The sequence below is a fragment of the Microbulbifer sp. MCCC 1A16149 genome, from assembly GCF_050368945.1.
In the GTDB taxonomy this organism is placed as follows: Bacteria; Pseudomonadota; Gammaproteobacteria; order Pseudomonadales; family Cellvibrionaceae; genus Microbulbifer.
Genome location: NZ_CP185959.1, coordinates 1,102,874 through 1,125,562, shown reverse-complemented (window position 1 = coordinate 1,125,562; position 22,689 = coordinate 1,102,874). Strand labels below are relative to the sequence as shown.

General features: G+C 56.4%; 23 protein-coding genes. 7 read left to right on the top strand and 16 right to left on the bottom strand.

Annotated elements, in window-relative coordinates; all coding sequences use genetic code 11:
* Positions 1 to 58: 58 nt before the first annotated feature.
* The 4 genes from ACONT6_RS04640 to ACONT6_RS04625 all read right to left on the bottom strand — a co-directional run bounded on the left by ACONT6_RS04640 (position 59) and on the right by ACONT6_RS04625 (position 4,621).
* On the bottom strand, positions 59 to 1,678 hold the full coding sequence (locus tag ACONT6_RS04640) for a PepSY-associated TM helix domain-containing protein (protein ID WP_428820629.1): 1,620 nt from the start codon (positions 1,676 to 1,678) through the stop codon (positions 59 to 61).
* A 21-nt stretch (positions 1,679 to 1,699) separates the two neighbouring features.
* Positions 1,700 to 2,011 (bottom strand): hypothetical protein, encoded by a 312-nt coding sequence (locus ACONT6_RS04635; protein WP_428820628.1) that lies wholly within the window; start codon positions 2,009 to 2,011, stop codon positions 1,700 to 1,702.
* A complete protein-coding gene (locus ACONT6_RS04630; RefSeq protein WP_428820627.1) occupies positions 2,008 to 2,289 on the bottom strand; it encodes a hypothetical protein in 282 nt (93 codons plus the stop codon). The genes ACONT6_RS04635 and ACONT6_RS04630 overlap by 4 nt, the downstream gene beginning before the upstream one ends.
* Positions 2,290 to 2,374: 85 nt before the next feature.
* Complete coding sequence (locus tag ACONT6_RS04625; protein WP_428820626.1) at positions 2,375 to 4,621, bottom strand: TonB-dependent siderophore receptor; 2,247 nt, start codon at positions 4,619 to 4,621, stop codon at positions 2,375 to 2,377.
* Between the two features lie 328 nt (positions 4,622 to 4,949).
* On the opposite strand from ACONT6_RS04625, the gene ACONT6_RS04620 reads away from it, so the two are divergent.
* Positions 4,950 to 5,906 (top strand): helix-turn-helix transcriptional regulator, encoded by a 957-nt coding sequence (locus ACONT6_RS04620; RefSeq protein ID WP_428820625.1) that lies wholly within the window; start codon positions 4,950 to 4,952, stop codon positions 5,904 to 5,906.
* Positions 5,907 to 5,927: 21 nt separating this feature from the next.
* Here ACONT6_RS04620 and ACONT6_RS04615 read toward each other — a convergent pair whose 3' ends face one another.
* The 6 genes from ACONT6_RS04615 to ACONT6_RS04590 form a co-directional block, all read right to left on the bottom strand.
* On the bottom strand, positions 5,928 to 6,689 hold the full coding sequence (locus ACONT6_RS04615) for an ATP-binding protein (RefSeq protein WP_428820624.1): 762 nt from the start codon (positions 6,687 to 6,689) through the stop codon (positions 5,928 to 5,930).
* 28 nt (positions 6,690 to 6,717) lie between these two features.
* Positions 6,718 to 7,458, bottom strand: a complete 741-nt coding sequence (locus ACONT6_RS04610) for an SDR family NAD(P)-dependent oxidoreductase (RefSeq protein WP_428820623.1) — start codon at positions 7,456 to 7,458, stop codon at positions 6,718 to 6,720.
* Positions 7,459 to 7,496: 38 nt separating this feature from the next.
* Positions 7,497 to 9,512, bottom strand: a complete 2,016-nt coding sequence (locus ACONT6_RS04605; protein ID WP_428820622.1) for an aminotransferase class I/II-fold pyridoxal phosphate-dependent enzyme — start codon at positions 9,510 to 9,512, stop codon at positions 7,497 to 7,499.
* Positions 9,513 to 9,651: 139 nt separating this feature from the next.
* The gene (locus ACONT6_RS04600) at positions 9,652 to 10,056 is read right to left on the bottom strand and encodes an NUDIX hydrolase (RefSeq protein ID WP_181253825.1); all 405 of its coding nucleotides are present in this window, start codon (positions 10,054 to 10,056) and stop codon (positions 9,652 to 9,654) included.
* Positions 10,057 to 10,076: 20 nt separating this feature from the next.
* On the bottom strand, positions 10,077 to 11,243 hold the full coding sequence (locus tag ACONT6_RS04595; protein WP_428820621.1) for a phospholipase A: 1,167 nt from the start codon (positions 11,241 to 11,243) through the stop codon (positions 10,077 to 10,079).
* An 87-nt stretch (positions 11,244 to 11,330) separates the two neighbouring features.
* Positions 11,331 to 12,068, bottom strand: a complete 738-nt coding sequence (locus tag ACONT6_RS04590) for a hypothetical protein (RefSeq protein ID WP_428820620.1) — start codon at positions 12,066 to 12,068, stop codon at positions 11,331 to 11,333.
* Between the two features lie 297 nt (positions 12,069 to 12,365).
* Between ACONT6_RS04590 and ACONT6_RS04585 the strand changes: the two genes are divergently transcribed.
* A complete protein-coding gene (locus ACONT6_RS04585) occupies positions 12,366 to 12,827 on the top strand; it encodes an NfeD family protein (protein ID WP_428820619.1) in 462 nt (153 codons plus the stop codon).
* A 55-nt stretch (positions 12,828 to 12,882) separates the two neighbouring features.
* Entirely contained in the window at positions 12,883 to 13,728 is an 846-nt protein-coding gene (locus ACONT6_RS04580; protein WP_428820618.1) for an SPFH domain-containing protein, read from the top strand.
* A 28-nt stretch (positions 13,729 to 13,756) separates the two neighbouring features.
* On the opposite strand, the gene ACONT6_RS04575 is transcribed toward ACONT6_RS04580, so the two are convergent.
* Both ACONT6_RS04575 and ACONT6_RS04570 read right to left on the bottom strand, forming a co-directional pair.
* Entirely contained in the window at positions 13,757 to 14,260 is a 504-nt protein-coding gene (locus ACONT6_RS04575) for a GNAT family N-acetyltransferase (protein ID WP_428820617.1), read from the bottom strand.
* Positions 14,261 to 14,277: 17 nt separating this feature from the next.
* A complete protein-coding gene (locus tag ACONT6_RS04570; RefSeq protein WP_428820616.1) occupies positions 14,278 to 14,487 on the bottom strand; it encodes a hypothetical protein in 210 nt (69 codons plus the stop codon).
* A 180-nt stretch (positions 14,488 to 14,667) separates the two neighbouring features.
* Between ACONT6_RS04570 and can the strand changes: the two genes are divergently transcribed.
* From can to ACONT6_RS04550, 4 genes are all read left to right on the top strand, one after another.
* Positions 14,668 to 15,324, top strand: a complete 657-nt coding sequence (can, locus tag ACONT6_RS04565; protein ID WP_181253830.1) for a carbonate dehydratase — start codon at positions 14,668 to 14,670, stop codon at positions 15,322 to 15,324.
* 147 nt (positions 15,325 to 15,471) lie between these two features.
* Complete coding sequence (locus tag ACONT6_RS04560) at positions 15,472 to 17,139, top strand: FAD-dependent oxidoreductase (RefSeq protein WP_428820615.1); 1,668 nt, start codon at positions 15,472 to 15,474, stop codon at positions 17,137 to 17,139.
* 124 nt (positions 17,140 to 17,263) lie between these two features.
* Positions 17,264 to 17,815, top strand: a complete 552-nt coding sequence (locus tag ACONT6_RS04555; protein WP_428820614.1) for a flavin reductase family protein — start codon at positions 17,264 to 17,266, stop codon at positions 17,813 to 17,815.
* A 192-nt stretch (positions 17,816 to 18,007) separates the two neighbouring features.
* Entirely contained in the window at positions 18,008 to 18,778 is a 771-nt protein-coding gene (locus tag ACONT6_RS04550) for a glycerophosphodiester phosphodiesterase (protein ID WP_428820613.1), read from the top strand.
* A 26-nt stretch (positions 18,779 to 18,804) separates the two neighbouring features.
* Here ACONT6_RS04550 and ACONT6_RS04545 read toward each other — a convergent pair whose 3' ends face one another.
* From ACONT6_RS04545 to ACONT6_RS04530, 4 genes are all read right to left on the bottom strand, one after another.
* Positions 18,805 to 19,464, bottom strand: coding sequence for a peroxiredoxin-like family protein (locus ACONT6_RS04545; protein ID WP_428820612.1), 660 nt, complete (start codon positions 19,462 to 19,464; stop codon positions 18,805 to 18,807).
* Between the two features lie 80 nt (positions 19,465 to 19,544).
* Positions 19,545 to 19,895: a hypothetical protein gene (locus ACONT6_RS04540; protein ID WP_428820611.1), complete on the bottom strand. Its 351-nt coding sequence runs from the start codon at positions 19,893 to 19,895 to the stop codon at positions 19,545 to 19,547.
* 911 nt (positions 19,896 to 20,806) lie between these two features.
* Positions 20,807 to 21,259: a pilin gene (locus ACONT6_RS04535; protein ID WP_428820610.1), complete on the bottom strand. Its 453-nt coding sequence runs from the start codon at positions 21,257 to 21,259 to the stop codon at positions 20,807 to 20,809.
* A gap of 163 nt (positions 21,260 to 21,422) precedes the next feature.
* Positions 21,423 to 22,661 (bottom strand): serine hydrolase domain-containing protein, encoded by a 1,239-nt coding sequence (locus tag ACONT6_RS04530; protein ID WP_428820609.1) that lies wholly within the window; start codon positions 22,659 to 22,661, stop codon positions 21,423 to 21,425.
* Between the last annotated feature and the right edge of the window lie 28 nt (positions 22,662 to 22,689).

The window sequence follows — 22,689 nt, the reverse complement described above, 5'->3', positions numbered from 1 at the left end:
CAACCGGCAATGCGCAACTCACCGTTGGAGGTATCATTCTTCCCAGCTGAATACGTCGTCACGTCAGGCCAGAAGATGGTAATGAGCGGATCTGCGTTGGCGATACCTCTTCCCCCACATACCAGATACTGTATTCCGGCGCGTTGTGAATCCGCTGCACGGTCTTGCCCGCAAGGAATGCGAAGCACCCTGCACCGATAATTGCCATCACATCGATCAAATAGGTATTCCCCCCGTGATTCCAGCCAACGCTGGGAAACAGAGCAGAAAGCAGACTTACAGCGGGGATGAGCAATGTGGCCACAGCAGAGGTAAATAGCAACTCCACAGCGCCCCTTGCTGCACCGCGATAAAAGGCCCATACCACCGAAAGGAAAAACACCGTGTAATAGATCCCCATGTGCCACGCAGCCAGTGCATCCGTCCACAGTGGCAACAGCTTGGCCGCGGCGATGGTTGTGGAAATTCCCGCAATACAGCCGAGGGAAATCCCTACGGTCAGCGCGCCCAGAATGATGGAAGGCTTTGTCTGCTGTACATCTAGATGCTCGTAGCCCTTGCGGCGTTTCTTGCGGTGGGACTCAATCCACAGCAGGTTTCCAGTATAGAACAGCACGGCGCCGGCAAGTCCCAGCAGGAAGTAGGTCCAGCGGATCGGGTTACCGCCAAAGTTACCGAAATGCAGAGAGAAAAAGCTGGTCAGTGTCGCGTACCAGGCATCCTGCTCGCCGGGCATGTAATCCATGGAGGTGAGGTCACCGGTATAGGGATCTACCCCGGCAATGCCGTAACCCGGAGCCCGAGACCCATGGCGGGGATTACTCCCGGACACACGAAGTTCCAGACCGTGATCTTCCTCAGCATGGAACTGCATATACAGCGGTTTGAAGTTCGGTGTCTGTTCCCGCAGGCGGGCAACAATCTGATGCGGCGCCAATGGTTCACGGTGACCAGCCGATACTTCGTGTGCTTCCGGCCGGCCGTTCTTTTCCAGCAATGTCCACTGGGTGGCATAGAACAGATCGTGAAACGCAAACACCACCGCCGTTAACGCCATGATGATATGAAATGGCAAGCTGAACAGGCCGAGCGCGTTGTGTAAATCCAGCCACATGCGCTTCAGGTTTTTTCCAATGCGCAGAATAAACAGGTCTTTGACCAGCGTCGGCAAAAGTACGATTACACCGGATACCAGCGCGATAAAGTACATCAGGGAAATAGCACCCACCAGCGGCATAACCAACTCATGGTCCAGCAGAATCCCCACCTGCTGGTGCAAGTCATCCACCAGCTGCCCCACGGCAGAGGGCCCTTGTGTATGCACCTGAAGCGAACCGTCTTCCGCCAACTCTGCGTAGTAAGTGGTGCCTCTACCACGGGGGCCGGTACTCCACATCACTCGTGCCGGACGGTCTTGCAATCCGGCATCCAGGGTAACCTCATAGCGGCCCGCGGCTTGCGGGTAATCCGCCAGTACTTTTTCAATAAGTTCCTGGGTTTTCTCCAACGGGGTGTGCTCACTGAACACAGCCGGTTGGGATGCCCAGCGATTCAGCGGTGCCTCGAACATGGTGATGGCACCGGCATAGAAGGCGATGAAAAGTGCAAGACCGCAAACAATACCCACCCAGCTGTGGATATCGCGGTACATGCGAATAATGTCACTACGTATTTTCATAATTGTTGCCCAGCCCCAGCCTTAACCGACGAAAAATCTGGAAAGCAAAAGAATGCCCCACAAAACCACACTGGCCCCACCGAGCCAGGCCCAGGCGCGTCGGCCGTTTTGGAAAAGAAAACAGAAACTCAAAATCAGCGCCCACACGGGTGCCACCAACCACATGGTGATCTGTGCCTGCGCGGAGAAAAACCCCACTTCCAACGGACCAAAACGGGAAAAAATACCGCAGATGGCAATAGTGAGCAGGTAGCCTGCAATCACACCGGCGCTGGCCTTGCCAAACCAGTTTGTACTGGAGAGTTGTTGCGCTTTGGGTAGCCGTTGTGTCACCGCTGCGCCTCCCCTTTATGCCTCAGATAAGCGATCGCCATGGGTGGTACCGTCCACATAAACATCACTCCGGTCACCAGAATAAATACAGCACTGCCAGTACCGGAATATTGCAGGAGCAAGACCAAAGCAAACACCAGCAGTAGCAGTCCGGTAAATACGAGCGTTCGCGCGGACGGCACTGTTGAGAACAGCCGCTGATTGGCACTCGCCAGGTACAAAAGGATGGAACCGAGCACCAACAGTGCTGCGGCGGAAATTAGAAAAAGCGCGGTCACAGAAATTTCTCCGTTGTTCGCCAGACCCCAGACAAGAGGAGGCCCGCCAAGCGGGCCTCAATACTTCGCTGGAAAAATTAGATCCTTACCACTGGTACTGCAGTCGCGCTGTGACAACCCGGCCCTGGCCATAGAAGCAGGACTGGCTGGTAGTACAGGTCACCAGGTACCGTTCGTCATTGAGATTACGCGCATTGAGGGATACGGATACGCCGTCCAGTGCGGGACGGGCAACGCCCAGGTCGTAGCGCATCAGCAAGTCGAACAGGGTGTAATCGTCGATTTTGATGGTGTTGGTGGTGTTGCCATAGCTCGCGCCTGTGTAGCGCATACCAGCACCGAAGCCGAGTCCCGCCAGAGAGCCCTGCTCAATGCGATGATCGACAAACAGAGAGGCCAGCACATCCGGTACCTGCGACATGCTATTGCCGACGATCGGATCATTGGACTTGGTGATCTCCGCATCCAGACGGGAGGCGGAAGCGATCAGTGTGGTGCCTCCAGCCAGAGAGGCGCGACCTTCCAGTTCAATACCGCGTACCTGCGCTTCACCCGCCTGTACCTGGCACACCCGGCGACCACACAGCTCACCATTGGGGTCGGAAGTGGCAACATTTTCCTGGGTAATTTCAAAGCCACCGAAGCTCACGTAAACGTTGTTGCCGCTCTGGTAGCGGATACCCGCTTCCACCTGCTCACCGGTGGTCGGCTCAAATAGCACACCACCCAGGGTCTGCGAAGGGTCCACAACCTGCGGCAGGAAGGATTCGGAGTAACTGACATAGGGCGCCACGCCACTGTCGAACAGGTAAACCGCACCGGTACGCCAGGTGAACTCGTCCGCTTTAGTGGAGAAGGTTTCGCCGGTCTGCAGGTCCTCACTGTCGTCATCGGCCCAATCGTAACGGCCACCGACATTCACCCGCAGCTTGCCCGCACTGATCTGGTCCTGCAGGTACAGGCCGGTCTGCTTGCTGGTAGAAGCGCCGTAGATCTGCGGGCCCATGTATTCGACATAATCCTCGGCACCGCGGTATTCAGGGTTGAAGATATCCCAAAGGGGATCGACCTGGCCGCGGGGCGCGTCCGGCAGGCTTACCAGATCGCGGTAGTGCTCCCAATCGGTGTGGAAATAGTCCAGTCCACCCAGCAGGGTGTGGCTCACACTGCCAGATTCGAAGCGCCCTTCCAGCTGGGTGTCGATGGCGTAGCCGTCGGATTCACCATCGCCCTGCACCGCGCGACGGCCGATGGTCTGGCCGTCGATACACTGTTCGCCGTAAGGGGAAGCGGCACAATCGGTAACCGTATCACCGGACAGCACGGTCACCCGGTACAGGGTGTCGATGTGGGTGTAGCGCGCGTTGTTTCGCAGAGTGAGGTTGTCGTTAATGTTGTGCTCGAAGAAAGATCCCACCAGCAGCTGGTCACGATCAAAGGTATTCCAGTCAACCTCTCCGATATTGGCGTCGTTGTCGATGTACTGGCCATTGAATGCTTCGAGGGTCCCCAGTGACGGCAGGAACTGGAAGGTAGCGCCGCCCTCATCGCGCTGGTACTGGGTGAGGAAGGTCCAGGTGGTATCCTCGCTGGGGCTCCAGGTCGCACTCGGCGATAGGTAATAGCGGCTCTTGGTAACCTCATTCACCTGGGTGTCGCCGTCTTCGGCAACGGTGACAAGACGTCCGTGCAAGGTGCCTGCTTCATTCAGGGTAGCGCTGAAATCACCGGCGATACGGCCGGAAAAGTTGTCCAGATCGGTGTAGCCCTGCCCCTGCACCAGCAACTCCTGTTGACTCTCCGCACCGGCACGTTTGGTGACCATATTCACCATACCGCCCGGCGCCGCCTGGCCGTAGAGCACGCTCGACGGGCCTTTCAGTACTTCCACCTGCTGCAGGCCGAAAGTGTCGAACCCAAAACGGGTCCACTGACCGCCAGCGGGCAGGCGCAAGCCATCGACAAAGTTGTTGTTGGAGGAGAAACCACCTGCACCGAAGCCGCGCACAGAAATTTCGTCGGTGCGGCTGTCGATACCGGATGGTTCGGGTTGTACGCCCGCGGTATACGACAGCGCGTCGGCAATGGTGGACGCGGCTCGCAGATCGATCTCTTCGCGACTGATCACCGAGATGGTCTGCGGTGATTCCATAATGGGAATGCCCGTTTTGGCAGTAGAAGCGGCCGAAGAGAGACCGGTTGCGGTCACAACGACTTCCTCAAGGTCCGCCCCTGTCTTGTCCTGAGCTTGCGCATTTGCCTGGGCTACCGCGATTGCCAACAGTGAAGACGCTGCCAACAGGCAGGTATGCGCTGATCTGCGTACGTTCATAAATCCCCCATTGATTAAAATTTAGCCTGAACCACTAGTCATACAGATGAACTGTATGAAAAGCAGCCCACACCAAAAACGCAGTTGATACACATTATCATTCGCGTTTAAATTGGTGGCGGATCTTAATGAGGTGGCAGTCCCCTGGCAACGGCGACACCTTTGCCAGACAACCGGATTACTTTTCCTGGCGCCCAATCTTTACGAATTGCGCAGTTATTCACCTTTTTCAGCGGCATGTGACGTCACTCCTATGGCAATCATCCCCCAACAAGAGCTCAAAGGAGCTCCTGCCCCTAGCACTACCCTTCCCCACCAGGTGATAAAAGTGGACGACTTCAGGCGGCGGCCGGGTGTCGAATTGCAGCTGGCCGATGCCAGCATCTCTCCACAAAGTGTTTTGATGCAGGGGCATTTCCATCAACGAGCTCTTGGTGAAGGATTGGTCTTACGCTTTGGTGACAGTCGTGAAGAATGTGCCTATACAGCCACTGCCGAACTGGATGCCGGCCTGTGTTGTGTCATTTTTCTACGCGGAGACATTGAAATTCGCATTGCGGATTTTCATCACCGGTTTGACGAAACCCGCATGGAGAACGGCGTGAAAAAGCTGCTCACCATGTACTCGGGATCTCCGCAGACAATGCACCGCATCTCCAGGGGCCCCCAACAGGTACGCTATCTTTCTATCGCCGCTTCCGAACGCTGGTTGAAAAGCCGATTTAGCAACGGCCAATACTCTGTCAGCGACAATAAATTCGTGCCGCCACGCTTCTTTAGCGAGAGTCTTTCGCAGCAGAAACAACTGCTTGTATGGGAAATCATTCAGCAGCTGAGCAGAGTCCCCCAAACCAACCCGCTGCTGCTGGAGTCTAAGGTAATTGCGCTTTTGGCCAGTACAGCGGCCACCGAAGAGTTATCCGATCCAGCACGATCACTGGTCGTGGGGACGACCACAAGGGAGCGACAGTGCTTCCTGCGCGCCAGAGAAATGATCCTGCAGAATGCCAGTGAACCGCTAAGCGTTGCAGAAATCGCGCGCGCAGCGGGAACCAGTGCTACCGGCCTACAGCGACTTTTTCGCAAACTGGAAGGGATGAGTGTGATGGAATATGCCCGTCGACTGCGCATGAATCGGGCGCTGGACGCGCTGCGCTCGAGAAGCATGAATGTCCAGCAGGCGAGCGCGCTGGCAGGATTTCGCAGCCCCGCCAACTTTGCCACGGCATTTCGCAAAATGTTCGGCTTTAGTCCACGCGAGATATTGACCGCAGACAGAAATTAATCGGCGCTGGCTCCTGAAAAACTAAACAGAGAAACTCTGGTGAAACTGCTGTGCGGTACGGCCACTGTGACTTGCGCGCAGCATGGCAAACTGTTTGGCCGCTGTATGCAGTTCTGCGCGATCACCAACGTAGTCGGTAAAGAGCTGGTCGACCATCCGCAGGTAGGTATCCCAGTCGGCGGGATAAAAGCTCAACCACAGGCCGAAGCGGTCGGCGAGGGAAAGGGTTTCTTCGACCTGGTCTCCGTGATGCAACTCGCCCTCGACAATTCGGGTATCCCGATTTGCCGCCATATCTTCCGGTAACAGATGACGGCGGTTGGACGTTGCGTACAGCAATACGTTTTCCGGCGGCAGTTCCAGGGAACCTTCGAGAATACTTTTCAGGGCTTTGTAGCGCGCATCCCCGCGCTCGAAAGCGAGGTCATCGCAGAACAGGATAAACCGGTATTCACGTGCCTCCTCGCTATCCAGTAGATCGATAATTTCGGGGATATCATCGAGGTCGTGGAAGTTCACCTCGACACAACGCAATCCATCATCGGCAAAGGTATTCAGCAGCGCTTTGATCAGGCTGGACTTTCCGGTACCGCGACTGCCCCAAAGTAATGCGTGATTCGCAGGCTTCCCCTGTAGAAAGCGGCGCGTATTATCAAACAGCGCCTGCTTTTGGGTATCAATTCCCACTAACAGGTCAGCGGATACCGGGTCCATGCGACGCACCGGCTTCAGTGTCGCTGTCTTCGGTCGCCAGATTGCTGCGCGATACGTTTCCCAATCCACCTGCACGTCTCTCCATCCCGTCAATCAATTACCAGGGTATTTGTGACCCGTCCCAGAACAGCAGCTTGCCGGTATCAGCATCACTTAGCTTTTCGAGAACGGACACGATTCTATCGGCGCTCAGTGCCGGAGTGTAGAGTTTATCCGCGGAAATATTTTGCTGGAAAGGCTTGGAAAGTGCGGTATCAGTGGTACCCGGGTGAATCGCAACCACTCGACAACTGTCGAGCTTTCTGCCCCACTCTATGGACAGGTTGCGCACCAGCATATTCAATGCGGCCTTGCTCATGCGATAGCTGTACCAGCCACCCAGGTGATTGTCTTCGATACTGCCCACCTTTGCAGACAGCGAGGCCCAGGTCAGGGGGGAACGTTTCTGTAACAGCGGCGCCAGCACCTGAGCCAAATGCATATGACTCAGTACATTGACGGAAATACTGTGCAACAGGGCCTCATCCGTGCACTGCTGCAAGTTTTTTTCCGGAAGGTGATCCGGCCAGTGGAGAATACCACTGCAGTGAATCACCCAGTTCGGCAGTGGCTCAGAACGCAGCCAGTCGGCAACGTCGACCGTAGTATCGGGATCACTGAGGTCCGCCGAATAGTGGCTGTGTTGTCCGCCAGAAGATGCGCTGTGTGCGCGACTGATGGTAAGCAGTTTGGCTTGTGGAAACCGCCGCGATAACTCCTCGACCAGGGCTATACCGAGACCACCGCCGGCCCCGGCGACAAGAATTACTTCCGGCGGTGTGTTTTCTGCCTGCTGCATTGGCTTCCCTGCCTACTCGCCTGCACATTTGTTTACCGTTATTGCTTTGACTTACCGCCCTTGGTCGCCGCCGAAGGTTTTTCGACTTTCTTCATCACCCGCAACATGGGCTCATCTGAACGGAAAATCAGCCCGTGAATTTCTGTGGATGATTGCCCTTGCAACAGTTGCTGAAGGAACTGGACGATCTGCGCGGAAATTTCCTGCCCCGGCACCAGCACGGGAATACCCGGCGGATAAGGCACAATTTCGTCAGCACAAGTGCGGCCCACCAGCTTTTTCTCCGCCGCGATGCCATTGTCCATCAGTGGCAGCTCTTCGGTATCCGCAAAATAGGCATCTGCGGGCAGGCAGTTGAGATGGGTAAACTCCGGCAACTGACGGGCAGTACCCACGTGGCTGCGTTTGCGCGGGTGACGTGCCAACTGTTTAAGGGCATGCACAAGACGTAGCAATTTGCTCTCAGTGCTGCCCAAGGTGACCAGCACGGTAATCGTGTTGTAAGTGGTTTTTTCCACCTGGATACCGAACTGGTCGAAGAGCTTGACCTGGATTTCCTTGCCGGAGTAACCACTGGCGGTAACATCAATGGTGACCTTGGTGGGATCGAGACGAATATTGTCATTGGCCAGTGGCGCGGGCACCAGGTCTTCCAGTGTCAACGCGCGGAATACACCAGTGGCATCCACCTCTCTTCTCAGGGTTGCCACCATCTGCCCGCAGTGCCGCAGGCGACCATAGCCTTCCATCACCATCTGTTTGCGAGCCACATCCAGACTCGCAATCATGGAGTACTGCGGGCTGGTGGAGGCGTACATGTTCAGATTTTCGCGGAAGCGGAATTCGTCAAAGTCCGGGTCCTGTACATGGATCATGCTGGCCTGGGAAAAGGCCGACAGCATCTTGTGGGTACTCTGGGTCACATAGTCGGCGCCACATTCCAGTGCCGTGGGCCGCAGCTCGGTGTGAAAATAGCCATGGGCGTACCACGCCTCATCAATCAACACCTTCACCCCGCGTTCGTGGGCGTAGTCGATGATCGGTTTGAGATCGTAGCGCAGGCCATCGTACGTGCAGGATGTAATCACCAGCAGGCCCGCGTCCGGGTGCTCGTCGAGGGCCACTTCAATATCGCTGCGACACACCGGGCCGTAGATCCCGAACTGGGGATGCAGGGTGGATTTGAGATACACCGGCTCCACACGGTTCATCACGATGGCGTGATGTACCGATTTGTGACAGGCCTGGTCCACGATAATTTTTCCGCCACCCCCAAGGATTTGCTGGATCACGACCTTGTTCGCAGTGGATGTCCCGTTGGTGAGGAAGAAGGTCTGCTGGGCGCCAAAAGCCTGCGCCGCCAGGTCCTGGGCCTCCTGAATCACCGAATGGGGCTCCAGCAGGCTGTCCAGTACCTGTACCGATACCGAGAGATCGGTATTGAAAACGTGCTCTCCCATAAACCGGTAAAAATCCCCCACCCACGGACTGTTGCGCAGGCTGTCGCCACCGGAGTGACCGGGGGTATGCCACGCGTCACGTGCGGAGAACACGTATTCCTTGAGGGTATCGGCAAAGGGAGTGGATGCGCGGCGGGCGATAAATGCCTGCACCAGTCGGAACATATGATTGAAATTGCATTCGCGCCGGTCGAACAGCTCGTCGAAGCGCTTGCGCACGGACGCAGGAGCGCCGCCCTGGTCATTCAGGAATGAATCCTGCGCCACCAAAAATACATTCAGCTGGGCACGCAGGTTGTGCATACGATCCGCGAGTAGTTCGGCGTCTTTCAGCTCATCGGGGCTACAGCCACCGTCGATGATCAGCGCTTGCAGCCGGTCCTCTTCCCGCAGGCACTTCTCCAGCGCACTGGTAGCAACGGACTCGAAGCGCAACCCGAAAGGGTTCTCGTGCTGTGCGGCGGTCGCATTCAGGGCACCGACCCAGCTACTGCTGAGATCGCGGTCATTACTGACCAGTGCCACACGGCACTCCAGTGGCTGATGCTGTTCGCACAGATTGCCCAGGTCAGGCATCGTCAGTTCTACACCCATAACGTTTCTTCTTATCTTTCAGCATAGAAGGCGGATACTAAAGGAGGCAGGAGACGATGTGGGGTAGGCAGGAGAAATTGGCGATAACTTCGGAAAAACTACGGGGATACGAAATCAATGTACGGGAAATACCGGCACTTCAGAACTTTGCGCTCTGAACTTCTCCGTTGAACTGCAAACACTGCTGCACCCGCACACGCTGCACCGGGGTAAGCTCATTGACGGGGAAATAATCGTATTCCGAATGCTCCGAAGACAGGGTGATGTCGCCATTCCCCTTGAAGTGGGCGCGGAAGATGAACACATGAGAATTATAGACCCGGTGGTAATACACGCCACTCAGATAGTCGATCACAACGTCCCGCCCCAGCTCTTCCTGACACTCCCGCAGCAGCGCCTCGTGAATGGTCTCCCCCAGATCCAGTGCACCGCCCGGCAACCCCCAGGTTTTATCCGCGTAAGTGGCGCGCAGCTGCAGGATCTCGCCATCGTCGTTGGAAATGACCGCGTGTGCACTCAGTTTGTAAGTATCGTCAAAACCCATCCGTGGACCTTGTGTTTGAATCAGCTACCGGTGCCCCGAGCCAGCTCGAAACCGATCCCGAGCGTCTGCACCGTTTCATCGTAGTCGATCAGGCTCTCGCCGTAACCGTTGAAATATTTAACAAAGCCGCGCACCCGTCGCCCCATGGGGAAGCTCCAGCGTAACTCCACCGCCCCCTTGTTATCCGAGCGCAGATTGTTGCGCAACATCATGGAGATATTGTGCCGGCCACGCTCTATCCCGCCGGTGAGCTCAAAGTGCCCCAGATAGAACTCCAGGTCTGGATTGTCATCGTCTTCGCGGTCCTCGGGAATCCGGTACCAGGGCTTGAATGTAAGGAAGTATTCGTCTTTCTCGAACACAAAGTTGGCGTATACCCGGTTCCAGCTGCGCGATAGTGGTTCGCTGCGGCCATTGGACTGATGGTTGAACGCAATCTGGTTGGCGACGTTCTGGAAACCGAACAGGGTCCAGTCATTCAACCAGGTCATGATCAATTCCGGTTCGTGATTGGTCTCGCGAAATGGAGCGGAGTCGTCGGAGTTGTACCCTTGCCAGAAGGACCGGTTGGTATAGGCAAAGCTCATAAACGAGGCACTGCCGAGAAACCCGCGCCACACGGGCACCTGAACCGAGAGCTGGAACTGGATCTCTATCGAGTCGAGGTCGATAGGGACACCATTCACTTCCACCCCCTCGAGCCCCGCTTTATTGGGAGACGGGTTATAAATTACGGGGAGCAGGTAATTGGTCTTGTGGGAAGCGAGGGTAAACGGGTTTTCTGCGGCCTCCCGGATTGCCTGCGCGCGCTTGCTGGCACGCGGTTCGCCTTCGCCGTGGGATTCCACTTCCGGCACCGAGGCAAAAAGTGGCGACTCCTCGATCTGTCGGCCATCGCGAATGACCGACAAGCGACAGCGGATCCGCATTTCCTCAAGGGTGATATTGGCCGGTGCGGTTACCAGCTGCTCCCGCAGGCAGTTTTCCTGACGCTTCTCCTCGCTTTGCAGGGAGTCGTCCATCTGCAACAGCTCTACCTCGTCGTAAGTCGTAGGCGGCGCCTCACTGGCTGTCTCTACGGTGTCATCAGACGCCTGAACTGCCCCAATGGGAAGCACGCAGGCGAGAGCTGCAACAACCACAGCGGGTGACGACAATTGAACAAAAAAGCGACGGGATAAAAGCAAGACTGGCGCTCCTGAATACATACAGGGCGCCAGTTTACATGGTTTACAGACTCATAGCGTGGGGTCGGTCAGAGTATTGGCCTCGGCTCAACAAAGGGACTTCAGCTCCGGCGCCCACTCCAGATCACGCAGGCGCACCTGCCACAGGCGCCCGGTGCTGCTGGGCCAGTCATAGCCCACCAGCAAGCCCCGAGGATCCACAAAACAGTGCGCGTCGCGCTCCGCCTCGTCTCCCTGATAGGAAAATGCGGTGATATCCGGGCCCAGGTCGTGGACGCCCTGGATATTGGCATCTCCCGGCATGATGGCCGCGCGGCGATGACTGACCCGGGGCGACAGCAGCTTGCCGCGCTGGGAGGGATCGACAATATCCGGGGACACTACCTCACAACCGAACTCCATATCACACAGGCGCAGCAGTAGCGGCCCCATAAAGACCCGCATCAGCGGAAACAGCAGACGGTTGTGGCCCTCGATCACGCTCTGCTGCAGCCCGTTGGGACCGGTCCACTCCGCTTCGATTGCATCTCCCATATGCGGCGCCTGACCGGAAGCCGACGTCAGGCGGTAGTGGGCGTTAACCTCATCCACCTCGTCTTTCCAGGTTACCCGGCATTCGGTCACCAGGCCCGCAGCCATCAGTGCCCGCACTTCAATACCGTGCCCCTGCTCGCCCACCATTCGGCGGCTGACCAGCAGTTGTCGGCCCTGTTCATCACGCCCTAGCTGCCAGTCGTCCTGCACCGGCATGGTTCTGCCATCGCAACTGTACTGGTAGCGCCCCTGGGCCAGGTTAGCAGTCAATCGCATAAGATCTTCGTCCATGATTTCTCTTAATGCTGAGAAGGAAATTGTTGGTGCGCGCGCACAAAATTGATGCACAACTGAAGCGCGTTCGCCTGCAAAAAGTATTGCACAAGCGTACAAATTTGCTGCGGATTTGTGACGCTTGCGGGAAATTTTTATGAGGGCTTACCGCGCCCCGCCAGCGCTTTGGCAAGCCCTGCGGTAAGTGGCTCGGGCGCAGCGGCGAGCGAAAAATTCTGTAGTGCCCGTTCACTCACGCTTTAGGGCATAATCGACGGGTTTGTTACAACGGAATTTTACGGGGAGAAAGCCAGCATGCTCGAATGGCTCAACACACACATCGCCTACTGGCACTGGCTGGTACTGGGGTTACTTCTGATCACCGCGGAGATTTTTGTCTCCGGCTTTATCCTGTTCTGGTTCGGCGTCTCGGCACTGTTTATGGGCGCCCTGCTTTTGGCCGTGGGCATGCCCATTACCGCTCAGCTGTTGCTGTGGGCGGGCCTCTCCATCGCACTGGTATTTCTGTGGCTCAAATTTATCAAGCCCAACTGGAAAGACCGCACCACTTCCGGCATGGCGATGGAAGCCCTCGCCGGCCAGGTGGGCTCGGTGATCGAGTCCAATATTGGCAAGCCCCGCGGCCGGATGCGCTTCCCCGCCCCCATTCTCGGCGAGGACGAGTGGCAGTACATGAGCACCAGCGAAATCGCCATTGGCGAGCGGGTAAAGGTCATCAACATTTCCGGTAACACACTCGTGGTCAACCCACTCTGATTACAGAAAAAATAAATCCAACCTTCACACTCGATTTCAAGGGGAAATAAACAACATGGAAGGATTATCCGTAGTACTGGCACTGGTAGTGCTGGTGATCATCACCATCGGCATGGGCGTGCGCATCGTACCCCAGGGCTCCAAGCACATAGTGCAACGCCTGGGTAAATACCACAGCACCCTGAACCCGGGCATGAACGTCATCATCCCCTACGTGGACCAGGTCCCTTACAAGGTCACCACCAAAGATATCGTGCTCGATATTCCGTCTCAGGAAGTCATCACCCAGGACAATGCCACCATCATTGCCAACGCTGTGGCGTACATCAACATCGTCTCGCCGGAGAAAGCGGTGTACGGGGTGGAGGACTACGAAATAGCGATCCAGAACCTGGTGCAGACCGCGCTGCGCTCCATTGTCGGCGAAATGTCGCTGGACTCGGCCCTGTCCTCCAGAGATCTGATCAAGGCGAAACTCAAGGAAGGGATTTCTGACGATATCGCGGACTGGGGCATCAACCTGAAAACCGTGGAAATCCAGGACATCAATCCCTCCGCCACCATGCAGAAAGCGATGGAAGAGCAGGCGGCCGCAGAGCGCCAGCGCCGCGCCACGGTCACCCGCGCTGAGGGGGAAAAGCAGGCGGCGATTCTCGAGGCCGACGGCCGCCTGGAAGCCTCCAAACGCGACGCCAAGGCCCAGGTGGTACTGGCCGACGCGAGTCGCGAGGCGATCGAACGGGTAACCCAGGCCATCGGCGACAAAGAGATGCCGGTCATGTACCTGCTGGGTGAACGCTATATCCACGCGCTGGAAGAACTTTCTACCTCCAGCAACGCCAAAAACATCCTGCTGCCCGCGGATCTCCCCAATGCAGTGAAAGGATTGCTGAACCGCTAACTCGAATAATTGGCAGCGCTATCCGTCTCTATAAATAGCGCTGCCAGAATTCTGCCTGCCCGAATGCCTCATCCAGGGCATAGGGCTTGAAACCACACTTCCGATAAGCCGCCTGCGCCGGCAAATTTTTCTCCAGCACCTCCAGCGTGATCTTGCCGCAGCCGCGCTCGCGGGCAACTTCAGCCACTTTCTCCATCATCGCGGTACAGACACCCAGGCCACGCGCCGCTTCATGTACGACCACATCGTGGATATTCACCAGCGGCTTGCACTGGAAGGTGGAAAAACCCATGAAGCAATTGGTCAGCCCCAGCACCTCGTCGCCGCGATACGCCAGCACCGAGAAGGCCCCGGGAAACTCCGCCAGTCGTCCCAGCAGTTCGCGATGACACACGTCCGCCAGCGGCTCGCCGGCACCAAACGGGTCGCGGGAGTAGTGATCCATCATTGCGAGCAGGTCCGCGCCGTGTTTGCGATCCCGGTAATCGGCTATAACGGTAGTCAGTGTGGCGCTTTCAGGCTTTTCTATCATCGGTAACCTCTTTTCACTTAATCCCCGGAGCTTTCCGGCTGTTCGCCGCTGCGTGCAATTTCGGCCCTCGCGGTCAATTCACTCTGAATGAGAAAAAAGCGCCGGTAGTTGCGCACACGGGCCCGCTGAGCCAATAACCATCTGACTTTTTTACGCCGGCGCGCTGCGGTCGCGGATTGCTTGTTGAATCGGCGTGGACGCCGGATCACCGAATTGCGAAGCCCCATAACGCCATTCCCTGTGTGGTGAAATTGTTTGCGGACGAATCGACGCAGGTTAGCAGAAGCCCGTGGCATTTTCAGTCGGCAACCACCGTCCCACGGGCAGTATCGATGCCGGCTCAGATTGGCGCCCGAGGGCAAACAGGCTATCCTGCACCACAAACGCTCACCAATGGATTGAATGCCTTGTCAAAGCTCGAAGACCTGATCCAGAAAAACCGCGCCTGGTCCGAATCCACCCGTCGGGAAAAGCCGGACTTCTTCCTCAAACTCTCTGAACAGCAATCCCCGGAATACCTGTGGATCGGCTGCGCCGACAGCCGTGTCCCCGCCAACCAGATTGTGGATCTGCTGCCCGGCGAACTGTTTGTGCACCGCAACGTGGCCAATGTGGTGGTTCCCTCTGACCTCAACTGCCTGTCCGTCATCCAGTTCGCCGTGGAGGTACTCAAGGTCAAGCACATCATGGTGGTCGGCCACTACGGCTGCGGTGGGGTGAAGGCGGCGCTGGAGGATTCACGCCTGGGGCTAATCGAGAGCTGGCTGCGCCACATCAAGGATGTACGCGACAAGCACCACACACTGATCGAACTCTTTCCGCAAGAACAGCGTGTGGACCTGCTGTGCGAGCTCAATGTGCTGGAGCAGGTCATTCACGTGTGCCAGACCACGCCGGTGCGGGACGCCTGGGAAAAGGGTCAGGAGCTGTCGGTACACGGCTGGGTCTACGGCCTGTCCAACGGGCTGGTCAACGACCTGCAGATCACTGTGGATAACACCGACCAGATCAGCGAGATCTATCACCGCGCGCTCACCAGTATTGCCCAGCACACCGAAGGCTGAACCCTCCACCTCCTGGCGGCAATAAAATAGAACGGCGCAGCATCTGCGCCGTTAACTTTTCCCCCATTTTTCCCTACACTCCACAGCCTCAATAACAAAGGGCCGGGCCGGCCGCACACCAGAAATTTGCAGTATTCAGGGGTCTTCATGTCCGATTTTCGCGTTTGGGAATGCCAGATTTGTGGCTGGATTTACGACGAGGCCAAGGGGTCTCCGGATGATGGCATACCCCCCGGTACCCGCTGGGAGGATATCCCCGACGACTGGGCCTGCCCCGAGTGTGGCGCCACCAAGGATGAGTTTGTGATGCTGGCCGCGGTTGCCAGCAAAGAGACTGCGCGGGCCGAAACCAGCGCCACAACCTCTGCGACCACGCCAGCAGCCACCGCTGACAGCGCTCCGCAAGCTGCCGCCAGCCGAATCTGGGAGTGCATGGTTTGCGGCTGGGTTTACGACGAGGCCAGGGGCGCGCCCGAGGAAGGTATCCCCGCCGGTACCCGCTGGGAAGATATTCCGGACGACTGGACCTGCCCGGAGTGCGGTGTCGGTAAAGAAGACTTCGACATGGTGCTGGTCCAGGAAGCACCGGCATCGGCAGAAGCTGAGCACGCCACAGCTGCGCCGCAGCCCGCTCCACTCGACGACACCGACCCGCTGGTGATCATCGGTACCGGCCTCGCCGGTTACCATCTGGCCAAAGAATTCCGCAAGCTGGATCAGCGCACCCCGCTGGTACTGATCAGCGCAGACGATGGCACCTTCTATTCCAAGCCGCTGCTGTCCGCGTCGCTTGCCCACGGCAAAACCCCGCAGCAACTGGCCACCGCCAGCGCTGAATCCATGGCCCGGGAACTCAATGCGGAGATTCTGGTGCACACCCATGTCACCGATGTGGACCGCTCGGCGCGCGTGCTGACCACGGTGTCTGACAGCGGCGGGATTCAGGCGGAACTGCGCTACGGCCACCTGGTATTTGCCACCGGCGCCCATTGCGCACCACTGCCGGCTATTGAGGGCGACGGCCTGTCGCGCCTGTTCCGGGTCAACAGCCTCGGCGACTACCACCGTTTCCGCACCGCCCTGGCCAACCGCAAACGGGTACTGCTGATCGGCGCCGGATTGATTGGCTGCGAATTCGCCAACGACCTGATCCAGGCTGGCTACCAGGTAGACATCACCGACCTGCAACCCTGGCCCCTGGCCAACTTGCTCCCCGAGGCTGCCGGTCGCGATATCCAGCAGTCCCTGGTGCAGGCGGGAGCCCGCTTCCATCTGGGCGCAGGCGTAACGCGCCTGGAAAGGACGCCCGCAGGCATTCGCGCAACCCTTGCCAACGGCGACACCGTGGAAGCGGATATCGCCCTCGCCGCTCTCGGCCTGAAACCCAATACCGGACTCGCCGACACCGCTGGCGTTGCGGTGAACCGCGGCATCATCACCGATCGGCAGCTGCAGACCAGCGATGCGAACATCTACGCACTGGGAGACTGTGCCGAAGTCGATGGCCACAGCCTGTATTACGTGGCGCCGCTCACCCAGAGTGCCCGCGCCCTGGCCCAGACCCTCACCGGAACCCCGACGCCGGTACAGTATGGCTGCCTGCCGGTGGCAGTGAAAACCACCCTGAGGCCCACCGTCGTTTGCCCGCCGCGCCCCGGATGCGACGGTGAATGGAAAGTCTCCACCGGTGCAGATGGCGTAAAAGGCGAATTCCTGGACTCGGAGGGTAACCTGCTCGGCTTCGCACTCACCGGCAGCGCCATTGCCGAGCGCGACGCCCTGAGCCGCCAGTGCGCGCCGTTAATGCGCGACTGAAACGGCCCAATTACCCCGGCTATCGCCGCGATAGCCGGGGTTTCCCAAAGAAAAGCACGCAAATCAGCCATTTTTCCCGTAGAATGGCCGCCAGCACAAAAATTGAACAGATTTTGATCGAAGTATGACGGCATCCAGTAAACCCGCAGCCCCAGTCGAGTCCGCTACACAGTCAGCCGAGGCCTCCACCCAGTCTAAAGAGGAGCGCAGCCGCGCCCTGCGCGATACTCTGGGCGAATTCGCCACCGGTGTCACCGTGGTCACCACGCTGGACGCCAATGGCCAACCGGTGGGAATGACCGTCAACAGTTTCAATTCCGTCTCCCTCGATCCCGCGCTGATCCTGTGGAGCATTGACCGCAGCTCCCTCAGCTATGCCGCCTTCACCCAGTGTGAACGCTATGTAGTACATGTGCTGAAAGGCGACCAGCAGCACGTCTCCAACCTGTTTGCCGGCCGCGGCGCCGACAAGTTCGGCCAGGTGAAATGGCATGCCGGTGCGGAAGGTATTCCCCAGCTCGATGACTGCGCCGCCCTGTTCCACTGTCGCCGCACACAAAATATTGAGGGTGGCGACCACACCATCCTGCTGGGCGAAGTGCTGGAATTCAGCGCCGGCGGTGGCGAACCCCTCGTCTTCCATCGCGGCCGCTACCGCGCCCTGGCCGGCGAGTAATGCGCTCGGGGTCAGCCACTATCGAGGTGGCTCTGCCCCGGCAACAAACCTGTCGCTATAAAAATCCCCACTTACAGCCTCAAACAATATAAAAATTTCGACGGATTTCCCGTTGATTAATTGTGTCGCTGTCACCTCCCAGTCATACTTTTCAGACACCCTTGAGAGGCCTCCGCAACTGTGGACGTCGAGATGCACACTACCGACACCCTCTTCTGCTTTGCCCACCGCGGCTATCCCAAGCGGGCCACGGAGAACACCTTGCAGGCCATCACCCACGCCCTCGAATTTGATATCGACGGCGTGGAAATAGACGTGTGGAATGTGGGTGGCGAGTTGATCGTCAAGCATGACCGTCGTCTCGGCCGGCTACTCGCGGGGCAGGAACTTCTCACCGAGATGGCCCCCGCCGCCCTGCGCCAGATGCTGCTACCCGGCGGCGAGCAAGTGCCCACCCTCAGGGAAGTGCTGGAGCTGGTGGGCAACAACGTACAACTCAATATCGAGCTCAAGGGGCCAAACTGCGCGGCCCTGGCCGCAAAGGAGCTGGAGTCCTACATCCGCGACAACGGCGCCACCTACGAACAGTACCTCCTCTCCTCGTTTGATCATCGCCAGGTCTACGAATGCCTGAAACTGATCCCCCAGGTACGCCGCGGGGTGCTCATCGACGGCGTACCGCTGGATCTTGCCGCCTGTGGCGAACCACTGGAAGCCTACTCCATCCACCACAGCCTAAATTTCGTCTGCCCGGAAATCATCGCGGACGGCCACAGGCGGGGATTCAAAAGCTACGTGTTCACCGTCAACCATCCTCACGACCTGAGCCTGGTGGTAGCGATGAATGCAGATGGGGTCTTTACCGATGAGCCGCAGTTAATCATGGATTACAACTCGGCGAAGACGGCGGAAGTCATGGCCCTGCAGATCGAGCCGGTGGGTAAATTTGGGGAGGCGGGCTGAGACCAGCACCGCCCGAAAATTAACATTTATTCGCGCGTATCCAGCATCTCAAGCAACTGCGTTACGCTGGGGCGGGTCTTGTAATCCTTGGATACATGCGCCCACTGTACGGTGTCACTGGCATCCAGTAGGAAAATACCCGGCGCCGCAATCTTGTGATGATCTTTGCCAGACCAGTCCTCCAGCACGATACCGTAAGTTTTGTACTTCTCCGCCGTGGCATCATCAATCTCCACCACCACATCAAACGCTTCATGGGCCTTGAGCTCAGGATCTGACAGTACCGGGAAGGGAATCTCATAGGTCGCCTTGGCCATGGCACTGGCATCCGGCTTGTCCACACTGATCAATACCGGCGTAATACCGCGCTTTTCGAACTCTGGCCAAGCCTCCGCCAACTGGCGAATCTGCACATTGCAGTAGGGGCACCAGCCGCCGCGGTAGAACACCACCAGGATAGGAGCGTGTGATTTGGTCAACTCGCTTAACGAAACCTTTTCGCCTTTGTGGGTGAGCACAGTGAAATCTGTTGGGTTATCACCCACCTTAAGACCGACTTCGGCTTTGCCCAGGTCAGCACTTTTGGTTTCGGCTAATTCTGGAAGCTTTTCTGGGAGACGAATGTCCTGAGCGTTGACTGAAAAACTAAACATAGTGAATACAGCAGCAAATAAAGCAAACTTCATAATATGTGCCCCTTGATGGTATACGAGCTGCCCTTACGATCTGGAGATGTCACAAGCAATCTCTTGGTTACAAAAAAATCCTATATATCCCCACGAAACTCCAGCCACACCCAGGTCAGCAACATTAGCACTCCGAGAAAAATAAATACTGACCAATGGAATATTAATTGCGCGCGTGCATATTTTGGTAACTCCGCAAAATAGGTCTCAACCCCAAAGCGCTTTGCCCGCTTCTCGCTTAAGCAAAAGTGCCCCCAATGCATAAAACGGCTCGCAGATAGGATAAAGCCAACATCTACGTATTCTCCGTCAATCTTTTCGGAAAGGGTTCTGTAGAATGTACGATAAAAAACCACGGCATTAACTATCGCCGCCACGAAAAGGACAGCGCCGAGTAAAAACATCGCGAGCATCACGTGCAGCAAAGTCATTTCGCGGCCCTCTCATACGCAAATTCCCCCAGCACCTCACCACCTTTGCCGAGCGACTTGGATCCGGCATAGCTACCCGCTGCACCTACCAAAAGACCACACCAAAGCACGCCGCCGTGCAAAATAATGGGCGGAATTCAGGTGACCATGGGTCCTGTAGCTGGACTGGTACAATCGATCCATCTGATCCAGCAAGTTCTCGACAAACTTGGTTTTCTGAGAAAAATAGCCATTCGGCCACCCTTACATTGGTGATGTATAGCCCGCAACATCGCTGAGAAACGCGTAATTTCTCGCCAGAACCTTCTTCTCACGCTCACTCAAAGCCCGCAGCTCGGATTCATGTATCCGGACAGCCTCCTGTATCACCACCTCCCACTTCTGGCAGGCTGCGCTATCTGGTGGAGTGATAATCACCACCTGCCCTGGACGCACGGCACCACCAACATGGTGAGAGTTAACGCTTAGGAAGTGTTGCTTGGCAGAAACCGCCGAATGGCCATAAATAGTCGCGAGTATTTTATCGGTGTTGTAATGACCATCAGCAACGAAGAAGAGCGCCTCTTCGGGGAAATTGTCCTTTCCGTACTTTGCTATCCGTAATCACATTGTGCAAAGCAGAATACAGAACAAATCAGAACTTGAAAAATTGGTACATATATTGTGGTGTCAGCGCCAGCACGGACCCAGCCTGCCGGTTGATAGGTCAATGTGTACCATTTTCGGAATATAAACTGAAAACCACTGCACGGGATATGCCCGTCTTCGGGAGGGTAGCAGCAGAGAACTATCGGGCACTTATTACCGCGAACAAGTTATTTAGTTTGGTTCGCATTCGTGAATGGCAATACGAGCCGAATAACTGGTGACAGCTATACTTCTGAGCAGGATGCCGCCTAACCTGCTACAGCCTACCCTTCCTCAGACACCACTCCGTTACAGCCTGCCGGCCTGTAATGATCACGAACATCGGTAGCACAACTCCAGACACCATTTTCGCTTCGCTGCCAAATCAATACAGACTCCGCAATTGCCGTCGCGGCATTAGCTCCGAAAGCCGCGTTGATCTCTGCCGTGCTATTGGCCAGATCAATATTCACTGTGAGCCCATCCTGCAGCTCAATACTTTCTGCACCGAGCAGGTTGCTGCTACCCCAGTCGAAGAAGCAATCGGTGTTCCCCCTACCCTCGAGCATGCAAAGTTCCACGGAGCTTTGTAGCACTGAGACCTCCCCCATCACGCGAGCAACCTGGGTTTTTACCACATACTCCTGATACTGTGGCACCGCTGTTGCTGCTAAAACCCCAATAATCGCCACCACGATCATCAGTTCGATCAAGGTAAAACCAGACTGCTTTTTCACTTATTTTTTCTCCGATTTTCACACAGGAATCCCGAACCACTCACAATTGCATTGATCAATACTGCGCAGCATCCCAAACCAAACCAAACAATTTGGAGGAGTCCTTAAAATGTTGCAGAAACTAAAAATTTTTTTAAGGTAATCTATATGCCCAAATTACGAGCTAGCTTGAAGAACTAGCTAAAAAGCTTCGCACTGCAAAATTTAGCTGACGTTTGTAGTCGAAAAGCAAAGGGGCTCCGGCAGAAACCCAAACCAATACCTCACCTTTCTCGGTAATGGCAAGTAATGAGCTCGCCCCGGGTAGGTACCCCTGCTGAATTCCAGTTGCGACTTTACTGCTTTCATCTCGGACCAGTTCAAAATTCATTGAATAGCAGCGCTCAATCAAATCTTTTCCGCACCCGGGAACCAGGGGCGCACTCAACATCTCCGCCGCATCGCCATGTAAGTGCTCCCAAACCATATCTGCGAACTCGCTAGGCCTGCCGATTAAGCCCGCAGCAGGTGAAAGCGCCTGAAAGTCCAACCAGTCTACATAGCTCGCCTCAAACCGGCGCTCGTTTCTGAAATCGTAAGTAGGCTCATCGGGAAGATAGCCGCCATCAACAAACTCTAACGAAGTGCCGTCTAGATAGTGGCTGCGAATATAATCGCGATAGGGTACACCGGTGACCCTGGCGAGGACTTCCCCCAAAAGACAATACGCAACATTACTGTACACGTGATTGGTACCGGGAACGCCCGCCAAGCGTATGGATTCAAGGCGACTAAAATCATGCGGACACCAGGGCGTTTCACCCTGCTTGACCATGTTGTCGGAGCCGTAGGGGCCACCAAATCCGGAAGAGTGATTGAGAAGTTCCGCCAGGGTAACCGCTTTCAACTTTGGATCACGCAGCTTACCGGGGTCTACTTCGGGAAAGTAACTGAGCAGTTGGCTATCGAGGTCTAACTGCTCCGTATTCGCAAGGCTGAGAATCGCGTGCGCGGTAATGGCCTTTGTCATACTCGCCAGGCGATACCGCCCCACCGCACCATTTTCTTCCGCCACCACCGAACAACTAAAGCGCTTGCCACTCCGATTGATATAGACAACCTGCCCGGTCAGGGAAAAATTCGGGAGTGCCTGATACTTCAGCAAATCCGCCAGCCCGTCGGGGGCTCCCGGATCACATTCAACTTGCGTGAAGGCGAGCTTATAGGCTTGCAGGCGATAGGGGATGGATTTCCAGAAAAGTGGCTGTGTAAGCCAGAAATGAACGAAAAGTACCAGGCTAACCAGAATGGTTGGGTAAAGAACTAAACGCTTTATCATTCTATTCAGTGCGTAAGTAAAGTCTTGAGCGACTTTAAATAGACGGGGAAACGAAAAAGAGAGGGCTGCGCCCTCTCTTTTCAAATTTACAAAAGGATCGAATCCGTTTGTA

Coding starts and splice junctions, on each gene's coding strand:
- ACONT6_RS04575 (WP_428820617.1), bottom strand. CDS start 14,260: ATGATAGAAAAGCCTGAAAGCGCCACACTGACTACCGTTATAGCCGAT.
- ACONT6_RS04580 (WP_428820618.1), top strand. CDS start 12,883: ATGGAAGGATTATCCGTAGTACTGGCACTGGTAGTGCTGGTGATCATC.
- ACONT6_RS04600 (WP_181253825.1), bottom strand. CDS start 10,056: ATGGGTTTTGACGATACTTACAAACTGAGTGCACACGCGGTCATTTCC.
- ACONT6_RS04555 (WP_428820614.1), top strand. CDS start 17,264: ATGACGGCATCCAGTAAACCCGCAGCCCCAGTCGAGTCCGCTACACAG.
- ACONT6_RS04550 (WP_428820613.1), top strand. CDS start 18,008: ATGCACACTACCGACACCCTCTTCTGCTTTGCCCACCGCGGCTATCCC.
- ACONT6_RS04605 (WP_428820622.1), bottom strand. CDS start 9,512: ATGGGTGTAGAACTGACGATGCCTGACCTGGGCAATCTGTGCGAACAG.
- ACONT6_RS04570 (WP_428820616.1), bottom strand. CDS start 14,487: ATGGGGCTTCGCAATTCGGTGATCCGGCGTCCACGCCGATTCAACAAG.
- ACONT6_RS04590 (WP_428820620.1), bottom strand. CDS start 12,068: ATGGACGAAGATCTTATGCGATTGACTGCTAACCTGGCCCAGGGGCGC.
- ACONT6_RS04625 (WP_428820626.1), bottom strand. CDS start 4,621: ATGAACGTACGCAGATCAGCGCATACCTGCCTGTTGGCAGCGTCTTCA.
- ACONT6_RS04540 (WP_428820611.1), bottom strand. CDS start 19,895: ATGACTTTGCTGCACGTGATGCTCGCGATGTTTTTACTCGGCGCTGTC.
- ACONT6_RS04560 (WP_428820615.1), top strand. CDS start 15,472: ATGTCCGATTTTCGCGTTTGGGAATGCCAGATTTGTGGCTGGATTTAC.
- ACONT6_RS04545 (WP_428820612.1), bottom strand. CDS start 19,464: ATGAAGTTTGCTTTATTTGCTGCTGTATTCACTATGTTTAGTTTTTCA.
- ACONT6_RS04585 (WP_428820619.1), top strand. CDS start 12,366: ATGCTCGAATGGCTCAACACACACATCGCCTACTGGCACTGGCTGGTA.
- ACONT6_RS04640 (WP_428820629.1), bottom strand. CDS start 1,678: ATGAAAATACGTAGTGACATTATTCGCATGTACCGCGATATCCACAGC.
- ACONT6_RS04610 (WP_428820623.1), bottom strand. CDS start 7,458: ATGCAGCAGGCAGAAAACACACCGCCGGAAGTAATTCTTGTCGCCGGG.